Annotated in this window: 17 protein-coding genes; all 17 read right to left on the bottom strand. The window is 42.1% G+C overall.

Going from position 1 to position 16,810, the window contains the following annotated elements; genetic code table 11:
• Positions 1-22: 22 nt before the first annotated feature.
• On the bottom strand, positions 23-763 hold the full coding sequence (locus FZ941_RS01160; protein WP_148886529.1) for an esterase family protein: 741 nt from the start codon (positions 761-763) through the stop codon (positions 23-25).
• Between the two features lie 26 nt (positions 764-789).
• Positions 790-1,614: an alpha/beta hydrolase gene (locus tag FZ941_RS01155; protein WP_148886528.1), complete on the bottom strand. Its 825-nt coding sequence runs from the start codon at positions 1,612-1,614 to the stop codon at positions 790-792.
• Positions 1,615-1,729: 115 nt separating this feature from the next.
• Positions 1,730-3,064: a methylenetetrahydrofolate--tRNA-(uracil(54)-C(5))-methyltransferase (FADH(2)-oxidizing) TrmFO gene (gene trmFO / locus FZ941_RS01150; RefSeq protein WP_148886527.1), complete on the bottom strand. Its 1,335-nt coding sequence runs from the start codon at positions 3,062-3,064 to the stop codon at positions 1,730-1,732.
• Positions 3,065-3,157: 93 nt separating this feature from the next.
• The gene (locus tag FZ941_RS01145; protein ID WP_148886526.1) at positions 3,158-3,652 is read right to left on the bottom strand and encodes a phosphoribosylanthranilate isomerase; all 495 of its coding nucleotides are present in this window, start codon (positions 3,650-3,652) and stop codon (positions 3,158-3,160) included.
• A 56-nt stretch (positions 3,653-3,708) separates the two neighbouring features.
• Positions 3,709-5,802: a type I DNA topoisomerase gene (gene topA / locus FZ941_RS01140; RefSeq protein WP_148886525.1), complete on the bottom strand. Its 2,094-nt coding sequence runs from the start codon at positions 5,800-5,802 to the stop codon at positions 3,709-3,711.
• A gap of 84 nt (positions 5,803-5,886) precedes the next feature.
• The gene (dprA, locus tag FZ941_RS01135) at positions 5,887-6,729 is read right to left on the bottom strand and encodes a DNA-processing protein DprA (protein WP_148886524.1); all 843 of its coding nucleotides are present in this window, start codon (positions 6,727-6,729) and stop codon (positions 5,887-5,889) included.
• A gap of 104 nt (positions 6,730-6,833) precedes the next feature.
• Positions 6,834-7,397: a sugar O-acetyltransferase gene (locus FZ941_RS01130; protein WP_148886523.1), complete on the bottom strand. Its 564-nt coding sequence runs from the start codon at positions 7,395-7,397 to the stop codon at positions 6,834-6,836.
• Between the two features lie 29 nt (positions 7,398-7,426).
• Entirely contained in the window at positions 7,427-8,194 is a 768-nt protein-coding gene (locus FZ941_RS01125; RefSeq protein ID WP_148886522.1) for a ribonuclease HII, read from the bottom strand.
• Entirely contained in the window at positions 8,181-9,032 is an 852-nt protein-coding gene (ylqF, locus tag FZ941_RS01120) for a ribosome biogenesis GTPase YlqF (protein ID WP_148886521.1), read from the bottom strand. The genes FZ941_RS01125 and ylqF overlap by 14 nt, the downstream gene beginning before the upstream one ends.
• A 105-nt stretch (positions 9,033-9,137) precedes the next feature.
• Positions 9,138-10,052 carry an MBL fold metallo-hydrolase gene (locus FZ941_RS01115; protein ID WP_148886520.1) on the bottom strand — a complete coding sequence of 305 codons (915 nt, stop codon included), beginning with the start codon at positions 10,050-10,052 and terminating at the stop codon, positions 9,138-9,140.
• A 3-nt stretch (positions 10,053-10,055) separates the two neighbouring features.
• A complete protein-coding gene (locus tag FZ941_RS01110; protein WP_148886519.1) occupies positions 10,056-11,168 on the bottom strand; it encodes an acyl-CoA dehydrogenase family protein in 1,113 nt (370 codons plus the stop codon).
• A gap of 11 nt (positions 11,169-11,179) precedes the next feature.
• Positions 11,180-12,094, bottom strand: a complete 915-nt coding sequence (locus FZ941_RS01105) for a LysR family transcriptional regulator (RefSeq protein WP_187418364.1) — start codon at positions 12,092-12,094, stop codon at positions 11,180-11,182.
• A gap of 185 nt (positions 12,095-12,279) precedes the next feature.
• Positions 12,280-12,933 carry a 3-oxoacid CoA-transferase subunit B gene (locus tag FZ941_RS01100; RefSeq protein WP_015604978.1) on the bottom strand — a complete coding sequence of 218 codons (654 nt, stop codon included), beginning with the start codon at positions 12,931-12,933 and terminating at the stop codon, positions 12,280-12,282.
• A gap of 1 nt (position 12,934) precedes the next feature.
• Positions 12,935-13,660: a CoA transferase subunit A gene (locus tag FZ941_RS01095; protein WP_148886517.1), complete on the bottom strand. Its 726-nt coding sequence runs from the start codon at positions 13,658-13,660 to the stop codon at positions 12,935-12,937.
• Between the two features lie 16 nt (positions 13,661-13,676).
• Positions 13,677-14,456 carry an enoyl-CoA hydratase/isomerase family protein gene (locus FZ941_RS01090; RefSeq protein ID WP_015604980.1) on the bottom strand — a complete coding sequence of 260 codons (780 nt, stop codon included), beginning with the start codon at positions 14,454-14,456 and terminating at the stop codon, positions 13,677-13,679.
• Between the two features lie 284 nt (positions 14,457-14,740).
• Complete coding sequence (locus FZ941_RS01085; protein ID WP_148886516.1) at positions 14,741-15,919, bottom strand: acetyl-CoA C-acetyltransferase; 1,179 nt, start codon at positions 15,917-15,919, stop codon at positions 14,741-14,743.
• Positions 15,920-15,937: 18 nt separating this feature from the next.
• On the bottom strand, positions 15,938-16,786 hold the full coding sequence (locus tag FZ941_RS01080) for a 3-hydroxybutyryl-CoA dehydrogenase (RefSeq protein WP_061422821.1): 849 nt from the start codon (positions 16,784-16,786) through the stop codon (positions 15,938-15,940).
• Positions 16,787-16,810 lie beyond the last annotated feature (24 nt).

Genomic DNA, 16,810 nt, shown 5'->3' with positions numbered 1-16,810 from the left:
GACTTCCTTTCTACTTAACATTTTAAAGATTTAACTGGCTCAAGAAATAAGGCATCTGCTTGCGCCACCAAATCCAATCATGGGACACATCATGGCCCCATTCAGCAAACCAGGCTGGAATATTTTTGTGCTCGCAGGCTTCTTTCAGTGTATAGAATGAAGGAAGACCATCCTGCTCCCAGTCGCCCAAACCGGTACAAACAATAATGTCAGCCTGTCGATAGCGGTCAATAAACCAGCCATCATTTTGGTTCCAGATATAGTCAGCTGGTGAGTTTTGATAAATGGCCTCGTCGTTCAAATTGTCACCGACAAAAAAGCGAGCGTCATAGACACCACTAAGGGCAATCACTTTATTGAAAACATCTGGATGCTGGAGGAAGAAATTGACAGCATGATAAGCCCCCATAGAGCAGCCTGTCGTCATCATTGGGTCAAACCAGCCTGTCTTGTGTTTGATAAAGGGAATTGCTTCTTCAATAACATAACGCTCATAAGCACGGTGCATCTCAGCACGGTCATGGGGATGTTTCCAGTCTGCCAGCCAGCTTTCACTATCTACGCTGCTCAAGGTGAAAAATTGCACCTTCCCTGTCTCGATAAACCAAGAGCAGGCTTCAATCATGCCGAAGTCAGCATATTCATTGTGAGAACCGCCTGACGAGGCAAATACTACCACTGGAATTCCAGCATGACCGTAACGATTGACATACATTTCACGGTTCAAATGACCGCTCCAATGACTTAAAAATTCTACATGCATTTGTTTTCTCCTTTTAGCTTCTTTTCCTACCACTTTTCACTGATAAAGCGGAAACAGTCAGGTAGATTTTCCGCCCAGTCCACTTCATTGTGAATCGCTCCAGATTGGATTTTGATGTGCAGATTGTCCAGCACCACACCAGCAGCAATCAGCTGACGGTAATAACTGAGCGAAGAATCAATATAGGCTTGTTTGATATTGCCTGCCATGAGGGTCTTGTCAGTATCATCAGCTTCCTCCGTACCAACATAGATGAAAACTCGCTGGTCTGGATGTAACTTCTGGCGTTCTATATAGCGGTCAAAAGCCTCTTGGTGGAGCCAGTTGGCCGATGAAAAAACACCTAGACAGCCGACCTGATCCTGATATTCAATGCCGATAAACTGGGTAATATTGCCCCCCAATGAAGAACCAATCATAGCCGTATGATGGCGGTCAGGCTTAGTCCGATAGTTTTCGTCAATAAAAGGTTTGACGATATCCATGACAAACTCTGCGTACTCTGTGCCCTTGCCGCCAAATTGGACACCAGGAATATTGGACTCCTGAAACTTCCAAGCAGAATACTCATCCATCCGTCGTGGTCCATCATTGTCAATAGCCACGACTATCATTTTTTCAATATCAGGATTACGTTTGATTGTCGGAATCACTTTCCAAGAATGCCCACTGAAAGACTCCTTGCTATAGAGGACATTTTGTCCATCATGAAAATAGACGACAGGATAGGTCTTTTTAGTATCTTGTTCATAATTTTTAGGGAGCAGCACTCGCACGCGCCGTTTTTGTTTGGTGTAAGGAACCACCAACTCATGAGTTTTCATATCAAGATAGAAATAGGATTTATTCATTTTCAGAAAACTTTCTATTTTCAAAATTTTTATTTATTATATCACAAATTAAGCAAAAAAGTTAGGAAATTCCTAACTTTTTAATGATTTTTATTAGATAATGATAGAAAATAGATTATTTATCCAAATAAGGCTGTAAATCTTGCAAGGCACGCTCAGCAATCTTCTCATAACGCTCTTTCTTATCACGAATCCGAGGACCTTCAAGCTCTTTGATAATACCGAAATTGACATTCATCGGTTGGAAATGCTTGCTATCAGCGTGAGTGATATAATGCGGCAGACTACCGATTGCTGTTGTTTCTGGAAAAACAAGTGCTTCTTCTCCATTGAAGAGTCGAGCGGCATTGATACCTGCCACTAGACCAGAAGCCGCAGACTCAACATAGCCTTCGACACCCGTCATTTGTCCAGCAAAGAAAAGATTGGACTGTTTCTTAGAGCGGAAAGTCTGTTCCAGCAGATTTGGAGAGTCCATATAGGAGTTGCGGTGCATGACACCATAGCGGACAAATTCTGCATTCTCAAGGCCAGGAATCATCTGAAAGACTCGCTTTTGCTCGCCCCACTTGAGATGGGTCTGGAAGCCGACTATGTTGTAAAGGCTGCCTGCAGCATTATCCTGACGAAGCTGCACCACAGCGTATGGCGTCTTAAAATCTCCGTCACGAGGCCCTTGGTAGTCATCTGGATATTCTAAACCAACCGGCTTCATCGGTCCATAAAGCATGGTTTTAATCCCTCGCTTAGCCATGACTTCAATAGGCATACAGCCTTCAAAGTATTTTTCTTTTTCAAAGGAATTAAGCGGTGCTTCCTCCGCATTGACCAAAGCATCATGGAAATCCATAAATTCTTGCTTGGTCATGGGCGCATTGAGATAAGCTGCTTCGCCCTTGTCATAGCGGGATTTAAGATAGACCTTGGTCATATCAATGGTATTGACATCGATGATTGGCGCTGCTGCATCGTAGAAATAAAAGCCGTGGCCCCCATTGAGCGCGTGAATTTTTTCTGCTAGCGCATCGCTGGTCAAAGGCCCTGTAGCAATGACTGTGATGGCATCCTCTGGAATTTCAGTGATTTCCTCACGAATGACTTCAATCAATGGATGATTGGTCACTTGCTCCGTTACCATCTGAGAAAAACCTTCTCTATCAACCGCTAGAGCACCACCCGCTGGCACCCGAGTCGCTTCTGCCGACTTTAAGATGACTGAGTCCAACCGTCTCATTTCTTCCTTGAGCAGACCAACTGCATTGGTCAACGCATCTCCTCGCAGGGAGTTAGAGCAGACCAGTTCTGCAAAGTCTGCAGTTTTGTGCTGAGGAGTCGACTTGACGCCCCGCATTTCATAGAGTTTGACTGGGATTCCGCGCTTGGCAATCTGGTAAGCCGCTTCACTGCCCGCAAGACCAGCTCCGATAACATTGATATAGGATGATGACATGATACTCTCCCTTAGATATTTCTAGATTTTCACTCTGACCATTATAACAAAAAGATAGTAAAAAAGACAGACAGGAGGATTCCTGGCTGTCCATCATTTTGTCATTTTTTCTAAATAAGCAATCTTAGCAAAATCCTTATGATTGTTATTATCATTTCGGTAAGAATCTTGAGAAGAGGCACGGTAGATCGCCAGAAATTGCTCTGGAGTCGGCAGTAGAAATTCCACACCTTCCACTTCTCTCCGAGTCAGCTCCGCTATTGGCACACCTGAAAAGGACTCCAAAGTTTCCATGACCCCAAACTCAACAGACAAGCCTTCTTTTTGAAATTCATGTTCGTGCAGGTCGACCAAACGATAGCTCAAGCGCTCCATCATAGGTTCAATCTTGTCCATATCGTAAATACGCTCTTCATCAGGTGCTTCCCAGCCACGCTCATCGCCATGAACGTGAATGTCGATATCCCGCGCTTGCCAGTCTTGTCCAGTAACCTGCTCCAGACCTAGAGAACCCATCAGAAGTGGAACAATTCCCATCTTGTTCAGTTGAGACGCGATTTTAAGAAACTCTGCAAATTTATCCATCATAAAACTGCACCTCTTCTTCAGAAAAATATTTCACGTAATATAAATTATGTAAAAAACTATTTCACTTTTTCTTCTTGATAGTCACCATTGCTGCAGACCACTTGCTTGCCGCCACCACGAACTTTCTTTTCAATCAGATAATGATCGCATTTTGGACAGTTGCGCCCAACGGGCTTATCCCAAGATGTGAAATCACAGTCAGGATAACGATCACAGCCGTAGAAAATGCGATTTCGCTTAGTCTTACGCTCGATAACTTGACCTTTCTGACACTGCGGGCAGGTCACGCCGATTTCCTTGACAATAGCTTGAGTATGACGACAGTCTGGGAAATTGCTGCAGGCGTAGAACTTGCCAAATCGCCCCAACTTAATGACCATCGGACTACCACAGACCTCACAGTCAAAACCGGCTGGCTCATCCTTGATTTGGATTTTCTCCATCTCAGACTCAGCTTTAGCCACTTCCTTTTCAAAAGGTTTGTAAAATTCGTCAATAATTTTCTGCCACTGCTCTTTGCCAACTTCTACATCATCCAGTTTTGCTTCCATTTCGGCTGTGAATTTCACATTCACGATGTCCGGGAAGAATTCGACAATCAATGAATTGACAATCTCACCTAGTTCCGTCGGCTCAAAGCGCTTGGAAACCAGCTTAACATAGTAGCGTTTCTGAATGGTTTCAATGGTCGGTGCATAGGTAGACGGACGACCAACACCATTTTCTTCTAAAGTTTTGATGAGAGTTGCTTCAGAATAACGAGCAGGTGGCTGGGTAAAGTGCTGTTCTGGATTGGTATTGACACGTTTGACTTTATCACCCTTTTCCATATCCGGCAGCATTTTATTCTTGTCAGAGTCGTTATAAATAGCCAGATAGCCATCAAACTTGACCTGACTACCGTTGGCAGCAAATTGGACACCATTTTGCTCCAGCTTAACATTCATTGTATCAAAGACTGCTGCTGTCATTTGGCTGGCTACAAAACGGTTCCAGATCAGCGTATAAAGCTTAAGCTGATCCTTATCCAGATATTTTGCAATGCTTTCTGGTGTATTGAAGACGCTGGAAGGACGAATGGCCTCATGGGCATCTTGAGCGCCAGAAGCGTTCTTAGCCTTGCTGCCATGTTTGGAATATTTAGCACCAAATTTATCCGTAATAAAGCTTGCTGCTTCATTTTGAGCCACAGGACTGATGCGAGTCGAGTCGGTACGCATATAGGTAATAAGACCTTGTACGCCAGAACCAATATTAATCCCCTCATAGAGCTGCTGGGCCACCATCATGGTCTTACGAGTTCGGAAATTAATCTTATTAGCGGCATCCTGCTGCATAGAGGAAGTCGTGTAGGGCAGTGGAGCATTGCGTCGGCGCTCCTTCTTTTCAATGCTGTCGACAGTAAAGTCATCACCCTTGAGGTGAGACAGAACTTCTTTGACCTCATCGTTGTTGGTCAACTTCATCTTCTTGCCATTCATACCATAAAAGCTAGCTTGAAATTGACGAGTTCCTTTCTTGAAGGTTCCGTCAATTGTCCAGTATTCTTCCGGTTTGAAGGCGTTGATTTCATTTTCACGGTCGATAATCAGCTTGAGGGCGACAGACTGCACCCGACCAGCTGACAGGCCTTTTTTGACTTTCTTCCAAAGAATAGGTGAAATGGAATAACCAACCAAGCGGTCCAGAACCCGACGAGCCTGCTGGGCATTGACCAAATCCATATCAATCTGACGTGGCTCTTTAAAAGCATTCTTTACCGCATCTTTGGTAATTTCGTTGAAAACGACGCGGTTTTTCTCTTTTTCATCTAGATCGAGAATGTGAGCCAGATGCCAAGAAATAGCTTCTCCTTCGCGGTCCGGGTCACTTGCTAGAAAGACTTGCTTGGCTTTCTTGGCTTCTTTTTTCAAATCATTAATCAAAGGACCTTTACCACGAATATTGATGTATTGTGGCTCGTAGTTGTTCTCAAAATCGATGGACATGGTAGACTTTTTCAGGTCGCGAATATGCCCCACACTGGCTAGAACCTTATAGTTTCGCCCCAGATATTTTTCTATTGTTTTTGCCTTGGCAGGCGATTCTACGATGACAAGATTCTTCTTGACCGCAGACTTTTTCTTTGTTTTTGTTACCAAATTAGACACCTTCTATAAGAAATAAATCTCATAGAGTTTAAACTATTTTTTGAGAGATGTCAACTCGTAACTATTTCTATAGGAAAACTTATTTTAAAATTTAAACTCAGAAAGGACGTCAGAACCTGATGTGATGCACTTTGCACCCTCTTGAATCAAATGATGACAACCGTCCGATTTTCCATCCAAAATGGACCCTGGAATGGCAAAGACATCCCGCCCCTCTTCCATTGCCCGCTCACAGGTAATCAGACTGCCTGAGCGCATCTTGGCTTCCGCCACAATGACTCCTCGGCAGAGACCAGCGATGATACGATTTCGCTCTGGAAAATGGAATTTCAAGGGTTGCTCACCCGGCCCATACTCCGTCAGCAATAAATGATTTTTGCCAATATAAGCCTGCAGTTTTTGATTGGCCTTGGGATAGAAGACATCTAGCCCCGTCCCAATAACAGCAATAGTTTGGCCACCACTTTGCAGGGCAGCCATGTGGGACACGGTATCAATCCCACGAGCCAGCCCGCTGACGATAACCAGCTCATTATTCAACTCCTTAATGATTTTCTGCACAGCAGCATTGCCCTGCTTACTGCTGTCTCGACTACCGACAATGGCTATCTTAGGCATTTCTAGCAAATTTAAATTTCCTTGATAAAATAGCAAAGTCGGAGCATCATAAATCTCACATAAATCCCAAGGATATACATCATCCAAGATTGAAAAGGACGGGAAAAGTTCAAATTCTTCTTTCAACAATGTTAAGTCTAATCGTCTGTACTTTTCCATAAAGAGTGCGGGATTGCGGCACTCAGAGACGACTGCCTTGTCTCGCAAAGATAACTCTCCCTCTTTATTTTCTGCATACCTCAAGATATTTAAGACCTGTTGATTGGTCAAGCCAGCTTTTTTCATTTTATAAATTTCAAAATTATTCATTTTTATCACCTCACTTTCTTATTCGTAAAAAAGTTCAAAAAAAGAACTGCAATACAGTTCCTTGTTTCTTATTCGATTAATTATTGAAAAATGGTTGAGTTCTTCTATTCTTCATGAACAGGAATTTCCTTAATAATCTTAGCAGGATTGCCGGCCAGGACTAGGTTATCGCCGAATGATTTAGTCACCACTGCACCTGCTCCAACTACGACATTATCTCCTAGCGTCACGCCTGGTAGAATGGTTACACCACCACCAGCCCAGAAATTGTCACCGATCTTAATGGGCGCCCCGTATTCAATACCGGAATTTCGTTCCACTGGATCAAGGGGATGCAGCGGCGTCAGAAACTGGCAATTGGGCCCCAGCATGGCATTCTTTCCAATGGTAATAGGACAGACATCCAGCATGGTCAGATTCCAGTTGGAATAAAAATTCTCCCCTAAGTGAATGTTAACTCCATAATCACAGACCAAATCTGGATGCAACCAAAGATTCTCCCCTGTACTGCCAAACCACTCCTTGACGATAGCACTACGTTTTTCAATATCTCGTTCTTGGTTAAAACGATACTGAAAATCTCTCGAGCGAGCAGCCAATGCTCTCAATTCAGGATCTTGAGGGCTGTAGTTCTCTCCTGCAATCATTTTTTGGTATTCACTAATCATACTTATTTCCTCATAACGATTAGGATTTCTTATGAATTTATCATGGATTTAATCGGTTCAAAGCTTCGGCGGTGAATCGGTGTGATACCGTATTTTTCCAAGCCTTCCAGATGTAGCTTGGTGCCATAACCAGCATTCTGGGCAAAGTCATAGCCCGGATAAATCTGATCAAAATCCGCCATCATCTTGTCCCTCGTCACCTTGGCTACGATAGAAGCCGCAGCGATGGACAGGGAATTGGCATCGCCCTTAATAATGGACTGCTGAGGCAAGGGCAAGTCTAACTTCATCGCGTCAATCAAGAGGTAATCTGGCTTAATCTTGAGCTGGGCTACAGCTTCTAACATGGCTAGCTTGGTCGCTTCATAAATATTGACTCGGTCAATCGTTTGATTATCCATAATGCCCAAACCAACGGCTAAGGCCTGATCTAGCACCGCTTGATAAATTGCCTCATGCTTTTTCTTGGGAATCTTTTTACTGTCATTCAGCCCCTTGATTTTGCAGTTAGGAGGCAGAATGACTGCTGCTGCGACTACTGGACCAGCTAAGGGACCTCGTCCGACTTCATCAATGCCAGCAAGGGCTTGGAAGCCTTGATTGTAGAGTTCTTTTTCATAGCGCAGCATGTACTCCAGGCGTAAATCTTCATCTAGCTCTGCTTGAATTTCTTTTTGGCGCTTGAGTAGCAGTTTTTGAACACCGCTCCGCTCATCCTGCTTCAAATCCTGAAAAAGCGGATCCTGCAAGTCAGATACTTGAGCCAACTGCTCTTGGATTTCCTTAATCGTGGCCATCCAATTCCTCCAGACCATCCAGTGTATAACGTCCTAAGCGGCCATCACGCACTTCCTTGACAAAGAGACTGTAAAAGCGATCGTAGTCCTCTCTAAAGCCTAGTTTCTGCGTCATATCCATAATCATGTCTGGCGCTTCCAGCTCTAAATCCAGCTGCTCAAAGCGCTCCTGCAGTGCCTTAGGATAATGCTCTTTGAAATAATTGAGTCCAAAAATAGTAACTTCGTCCATGGGCAGCAAATTGTCCTTGATAGCACCCGTCAAAGCGAGTTTCAAAGCCACCATTTCATCTTCAAATTTGGGCCAAAGAATCCCCGGTGTATCTAGAATTTCCAAATCCTTATTGGACTTGAGCCACTGCTGACCTTTGGTGACCCCTGGTTTATTGCCGACTATTGCGATTTTCTTACCAGCTAGCCGATTCATCAGCGTTGACTTTCCAGCATTGGGAATCCCGATAATCATAGTTCGCAGAGTCTCAATTTGAATTCCTCTTTCTCGCTGGCGAGCGAGCTTATCAGCCATCAATTTCTTAGCTGCTTCGGTCACTTTTTTGACTGCAGATTGCTCCTTAGAGTTAATGGCCAAGGTTTTGATCCCCTGACTTTCAAAATAGGCCTGCCATTCCTTGGTTAAGTTTGGATCCGCTAAGTCGGCCTTATTTAAAATCAGCAACTTAGGCTTGTCCCCAACAATTTTGGTCAACATAGGATTTTGACTGGATAGAGGCAGCCTCGCATCTACCAAAATCGTCACAAAATCTACAAATTTAATACTTTCTTGAACCTGTCTCCGAGCCTTGGACATGTGCCCCGGAAACCATTGAATCGTTGCCATTAAAAACCTCTTTCTTACAATCTTCTAGTATCTCATTATACCAAAAAAATAGAGAATAAAATAGTAAAATCGCTCCCTCAAACTGACAGAAGCGATTCTCTATTCTTATAAAAATGACGGTTTGCGATCCTGTTTATCGGTGAATGGAACTCGCGGTTCACGAATCCTAGTCACATAATCAACAAATTCCTCGCCAGTCTGATCAAACTCAGCAACTGCGAAAAATTGATCGTGGTAAAAGAAAAACTTATAGTGGTTTTCAAAAGCTTCATTGAGCCATTTGTCCTTAGCTACGATTGAACGCATTGGATAATCATCTACCGCAGCAACCCATAGGGGTTTCCGATGGGCATGAGTCAACACCAGATCAGCCATATGAATCATGGTTTCCTCGCCCTGTTTGAGTAAGATGATGCTGTGACCGTTACTGTGACCGCCTGTATGAACCATTTGAATTTCTGGAATGACGTTCAGATATTCAGTAAAGGTTTCAACCTGATCCTGGATTGGCTCCCAATTTTCCTTCAGATAAGTTCCCCTTGTCCGACTATTGGGATTTCTCATTTCGTACCATTCTATCTCATTTACAAAAATCTTTGCATTTGGGAATTTTGAAACAAGCTGATTGTTTTCATCTATTCTAGTCAAACCGCCAGAGTGATCATGGTGCATGTGCGTCATTAAAATATGGGAAATATCTTCCGGTTTTAATCCCAAGAGAGCCAAACTTTCTTCAACACGGCTCTCAGAAAGAATACCTAGATTGCGGCGTTGTTTATCAGACAGCTTAGCCGTATCAAAACTCGCATCAATTAAATAATTCTGCCCCTTGTATTGAATCAAAATCGGATCTGTCAGTTCAGCCATCATATTTTCTTCTGTTGTTGGATAATAACGCGACCAAACAACCTTTGGTACAGGGCCAAATAAGGTACCTGCATCTGTGAGCTTATCCGCTCCACGCAACCAAGTCAGCTTCATTTCCCCAAACTGATACTCTTGTAATTTGAGTTCTGTCATTTTTTACTCCTTTAACCATCTTTCTGCGATTTCTTTTCTGATCGAATTTCCTGACCGTCCATAATTCTCAATAATTTCAGCATCTTTAAAATAGCGTTTGATGTTCACATGATCAAATTTTTGTAAAGGTCCGATAAGACGGAGGATTTCCTCTGTAACCTCTAGCGCTACTTTAGTCATATATAGCTTTATCCGTGAAACAAACTTGGAATCTTCTTCTATTTGATTGGGATAGGACGAAAAATAAGCATCCGCAGCAGAAAGTTTATTGTACAAATCTGCAAACTTGTACTGATGCACTTCGACATCCATCAGTCGCTTGCCAAATCCTCTTTTTACACGTGCAAACTCAAGGCCCTTATTAAAGGCGCCCTCCGCAACTCCTAAAGCAACCGCACTCAAGCCGAGTTGCATATTCTTTATAATGTTATTAAATTGTTCATTTCCAGCCAAGACTCCGCCTAATAAAGCAGTTTCTGGTAGGTTTACCTTGTCCAAGGTAACAGAACTTAGTGGAAGTCCTAGTAAACCCTGCTTTTCTATCTGCTCACCAATGAGCACACCTGAAGCACTCGTCTCCACAATGAAGAATCCGTAGGAATCAGGCTTTCCAGCCTCTCTTACTTTGGCTAAGACCAAGAGAATGTCCGCAATGCTGCTATTTGACACCTTAGCTTTTTCTCCCGAAAGTTGCCAACCTGTCTCTGTCTTAATCGCATAGGTCTCCAAATCTGCCAAAGTATTTAGATGTTTAGATTCAGAGAATCCAAGACCCGCTATACAAGTTCCCTTTACCAACTTGTCCAGATAACGCTCTTTCTGTTGCCCCGTACCAAAATTCAAAATCGGATAAACACCATAACAACCTTGGGTCAGCAATATAGTTGAAAGAGCTGGAAACTCATTCGAAATCATTCGAATAGAGCTGATAAAATCAGAAGCCAAAACCTGGTCGTCTTCTGACAAAATCGGTGAAAAAATATCCAAATCCGTCGTTAATTCTTCCCAAATCTCCTGAGGAAAGTCGACTGACTCATCATGATTTTTCATGTAGTCTCTAATAGCTGTATTTACATATGAACTCAATGCTGCTGTTTTAGTACTGGACTTCATCATCAATTCTCCCTCTATGAATGTGGCTCAGAAAGAGGCTGATAATAACCTTTTAAAAGCTCTTCATATACGTATGCTTCTACCTCATTATAGTTTGCTTTATAAGGCCGGCAGAACCAAATATTGAAAGGCACCGGATCCTTAAAGCGCACAACCTTGAATTTATTCTTATCGACAAAATACTCCAAAGGACGAGGTAAAAGTGCAATCATATCGTTTTGATAAGTTGACTCTATCAAGAAATCCCATGTCGATGATAAATAGGCAAAATTCGCTTTTATCTTTTTACTCTTTAATTTTTCAGTGATTAAATCGTAGGTTGTAAATGATTTATTAAAGGTCGCTAAACCGTACTGAGCTATATCTTTCCATTCCAATAATTCTTTGTCCGCCAAAGGATGATTCTTATCCATATAAGCTACGTATTCATCAACTTGGATGATATACTGTTCATATTTCTTTGGATCCAGGTTGGTAGGTTCAATCACTACCGCAAAATTCAAATCACCCGTAACCAACTTTTGGCGCAATTCATTACCTCCATCCTCAGTAACCTGAATGTTAACTTGCGGATTGTCTTGTAAGAACTTTGGTAAAATACTAGAAAAATATACACGTAAAATCAATGATGGAATGCCCAAGTTAAAGGTCCCTTTTTGTTTGAGGGCTTCCATATGAATCATTGATTGCATCTCTTCATGCCGGTTGACAATCTCTGTGGCAAAGCGGTAAATCTTACCACCAGCTTCCGTCAGACTCTCTAATCTTCCATTTCTACGATTGAAGAGCTGGATTCCTTCCGTTGATTCAAAATTTGTGACAAACTGACTCAAGGCTGACTGACTGATATGAATTTTCTTAGCCGCTATAGAAAGATTGCATCCACATTCGACGATATTGATAAAGTAAGTCATTTGAATTATATCCACTTTTCGTCTCCCATCTTTCAAATTTTTACGAGGTAATTTGCCATAAATAAAACAGCAACTGGCCCTCGAAAGCATGATGACCAGTTGCTAGTATTCTGATTAAAAACTAATCATCGCTCAAGTTGTCATAAACACATAGTAACACACTTTCAGAGAAAGAGCAGAATAATTGCTTACTAACTTTATTAGATTGACATCGTTTTCAAGTCTTCTGAAACAATTACTTCTCCTGCTGTCTTTTCAAGCACTTCCTCTAAGGTAACGCCAGGAGCAAGTTCTTTCAAGAGGAACTTACCATCTTGGAAACCAAAGACAGCCAACTCTGTAATGACTAGATCAAGAACTCCTTTAGCAGAAAGTGGCAAAGTGCACTCTGGCAAGAGTTTAGATTCACCATCTGAGGTAGTATGCTGGATTGCACCGATAACACGTTTCGCTCCAACCAACAAGTCCATAGCTCCACCCATTCCTGGTGCAAACTTACCTGGAATAATCCAGTTAGCGATACTACCATCTTGACTTACTTCCAAAGCTCCTAGCACGGTCGCGTCAACGTGTCCACCACGGATGATCGCGAAGGAAGTCTGCAAGTCAAACAAAGCTGCTCCAGGTAAGAGAGTAATTGGCGCTCCTCCAGAGTTTGCTAGGTTTGGATTGTAATTATCTTTCGTTGGTGTTTCACCAAAGCGAAGAGCTCCATTTTCAGCCTGAAGAATAACGTTTACTCCGTCAGGAATATAGTCAGCAGATGCGTTTGGAATACCAAATCCTAGATTGACAACATCTCCATCTTTAAATTCTTGTGCAACACGTCTTGCAATAATTTCTTTTGCTTTCATATTAGTTCACCCCCGCCAATTTTTTAGTCTCAGTCCAAAGATCACCCATCATCTTATGGTGTTCTTCTGGAGTCAAGCTTTGTACGACATAGTCAACAAGGATGCCCGGAATATAAATATCATTCGGATTAATTTCGCCAGCTTCAACAATTTCATTCGCTTCAACGATAACAGTATCTGCTGCGAGAGCTAATTGCAAGGAAATATTTTTCGTAGTGCCATCGATATACAAGTTGCCATATTTGTCAGCTTTAGTCGCTTTGATCAAGGCAACATCGATTTTAAGTGGATCATAGACCAAATATTCGCGGCCATTACGTTCTACTTTTTCATAATCTTTTTCAAGGATTGTTCCAACACCTGTCGGAGTCAAGACAGCTCCTAGGCCAGCTCCAGCTGCATGGAGACGTTCAACAACAGTTCCCATCGGTGTAAATTCAACTTCCATAGTCTTGCTGAAATATTCACGTTGAGCTGCTGCAGATGTTCCTACGTGGGCTGCAATATATTTTTTAACTTGGTGATTTTCACAAAGTCGTCCAACCCCAACTTCTTTACCAGGATGAGATGTTACCACTGATACCAAAGTCAAGTCTTGCTGGTTTTGTTTCACTAATTCTTCAATCAGTTCAAAAGGTTCACCGACTCCGAGGAATCCAGAAATTCCAACGATGTCACCCGATTTGACCTTAGAAATAGCTTCTGATAATGATACAACTGATTTCATGCTGATACCTCCTCTTTTACTTACGATTGAAAACAGCTTTGCGTTTTTCAACAAAAGCACGCATTCCTTCTAGTTTGTCTTCTGTAGAGAAGAGCAATGCTTCTGCTTCTGTTTCCAGACGGATTGCATTTTTGAGAGGAAGTTCCGCACCAACTTGAATGACATGTTTTGCTTTTTCAACAGCTAACGGTGCATTCTTCATGATGGCTGCGGCTAATTCTTCAGCTGAAGACAACAATTCTTCAGCAGGAACCAGTTTGTTAAGAATACCTAAGTCATAGGCTTCTTGACCTTTCACTGTACGAGCAGTGAAAATAAGTTCTTTGGCACGGCTAGTTCCAATCAAGCGAGACATCCGTTGAGTACCAGCAAATCCTGGAATAATACCCAAGCCAACTTCTGGGAAGCCAACCACTGTTTTTTCAAATCCGATACGGATATCTGTTGAAAGTGCTAGCTCCATACCACCACCGAGTGCATAACCATTGAGGACTGCGATCGTTGGTTGGCGTAAATCTGAAAGGCGAGTAAATGTATCATTTGCAAATGTCATGTATTCAAATGCTTGAATAGGTGACATCAAATCCATTTCCTTGATGTCAGCTCCAGCGACGAATGCTTTCTCTCCTGCTCCAGTTACGATAACAACGCGAATTTCTTCGCTTTTCTCAACTTGATCAAGAACTTCATTCAAATCAGCCAAAACTTGAGAACTCAGGGCGTTCAAAGCTTCGGGACGGTTGATAGTGATATATCCAATCCCGTTTTTAACTTCTAATAAAACAGTTTTACTCATTTTTATGCTCCTACTTATAAAAATTGAATGACTAAGTATGGTGTCAACAAATACTTAAACCCAAAATGTAAGAGCTTACATTATTATGATATACCATTTCTCACACTTCGTCTACTTAATCATCATTTATACATCAATAAGCTAAGCTTATAGCTTTGATATTCAAATTAATTTCCCAAAGAATAAAACAAGCCCTATCAAGGCTTGTTTGCAAAAAGCATCACATCGATAGGACTTGTTTATATAGTAGAAGCAAATGAAAAACTTCAAAAATGAACTAGGGTTTAGCGTTCTACGATGACCGCTGTACCCATTCCGCCACCGATACAAAGGGTAGCAAGGCCACGTTTAACATCACGTTTTTGCATTTCATGCAAGAGTGTTACCAAAATACGGCAGCCTGAAGCACCGATTGGGTGACCAAGAGCAATCGCACCACCATTTACATTGACTTTTTCAGGATCAAGATTCAATTCTTTTCCAACGGCACATGCTTGCGCTGCAAATGCTTCATTGGATTCAACCAAATCTAAATCTTCCACTGTAAATCCGCCTTTTTCAAGGGCTTTGCGAGATGCGTAAATCGGACCACAACCCATAATTTTTGGATCTAGTCCAGCGCTTGCGTAAGATTTGATCGTTGCCAAAACTGGAACGCCCAATTCTTTAGCTTTATCAGCACTCATAACAACAACTGCTGCTGCACCGTCGTTAATACCTGAGGCATTACCAGCAGTTACAGTACCATCCTTCTTGAACACTGGACGCAATTTACCCAAACCTTCAAGAGAAGCGTCTTTTCTTGGGAATTCATCTGTATCAAATACGATAGGATCGCCTTTACGTTGCGGAATTTCAACAGGAACAATTTCTTCTTTGAAACGACCAGCTTCGATCGCTGCAACTGCACGCTTTTGAGATTGCACAGCAAAGTTATCTTGGTCTTCACGTGTAATGCCATATTGTTCGGCAACGTTTTCAGCTGTAATTCCCATATGGAAGGATCCAAAGGCATCTGTCAAGCCATCGCGGAGCATAGTGTCTACTACTTGAGAGTCTCCCATACGAGCGCCCCAACGTTGGTTTTGAAGGACATAAGGAGCTTGGCTCATGTTTTCAGCCCCACCGGCTACAACGATATCAGCATCTCCACACAATACAGCTTGAGCCGCCAATTGAACTGCTTTCAAACCAGAGCCACAAACTTTGTTAATAGTGAAAGCTGGAGAAACTACCGGGACACCTGCGTTAACACTCATTTGGCGAGCTACGTTTTGACCAAGACCTGCACCCAGAACATTCCCCATGATAACTTCATCAACTTGTTCTGGTTTCAAATTTGCTCGTTCAATAGCACTTTTAATAACTAAACTACCTAGATCAACAGCCGAAACATTTTTTAAAGTTCCACCAAAAGAACCTAAAGGTGTGCGGACTGCTGCTACAATAACTGCTTCTTTCATTTCTTGCTCCTTATTATCTTAGTATTTAAAGAATCCTTCTTTAGTCTTGCGACCAAGCTTACCAGCTTCAACCATCTTCTTCAGAAGTGGAGCAGGACGATACTTAGGATCTCCAAATCCATTGTTTAACACTCCCATGATAGCCAAGCAGACATCAAGACCGATCAAGTCAGCTAATGCCAATGGGCCAATTGGGTGATTAGCACCTAGTTTCATTGCTTCGTCAATTTCTTCTGCTGAAGCAATTCCTTCTCCTAAGATGAAAATAGCTTCATTGATCATTGGAATCAAGACGCGGTTCACAACAAAACCATACGAATCTTTCACATCTACAGCTGTTTTACCGATTTTTTCAGTCAATTCACGAACAGCTTTCACAACTTCATCTGATGTTTGAAGCGCACGAATAACTTCAACCAATTTCATAACTGGTGCTGGGTTGAAGAAGTGCATACCAATAACGCGTTCTTGATGAACTGTCGCAGCTGCAATATCAGTAATAGATAGGGATGAAGTGTTTGAAGCCAAAATAGTTTGAGGATCAGTCAACTCATCCAACTGTTTAAAGATGCTCAATTTGATATCGCGATTTTCAGTAGCTGCTTCAATAACCAATTGAACATGTTTAGCATCTTCATAAGATGTAGAAGGAATCAGATTTGCCAAAATGCTATCTTTATCTTCTGCTGACAAACGACCTTTTTCAACAGAACGAGACAATTGCTTGGTGATACCATCTAGTCCTCTTTGAACAAACTCTTCCTTGATATCATTGAGATAAACTGTGAAACCTGATTGAGCAAAGACTTGTGCAATACCGCTTCCCATTTGACCTGATCCAATGATCATCACTTTTGAAATACTCATTTTTTTCTCCTATTTACTATCAAA

The sequence above is a fragment of the Streptococcus sp. Marseille-P6264 genome (assembly GCF_902460355.1).
GTDB lineage: Bacteria > Bacillota > Bacilli > Lactobacillales > Streptococcaceae > Streptococcus.
Note: the sequence above shows the minus strand (reverse complement) of the source record. Positions and strands in the feature narration are given on the sequence as shown.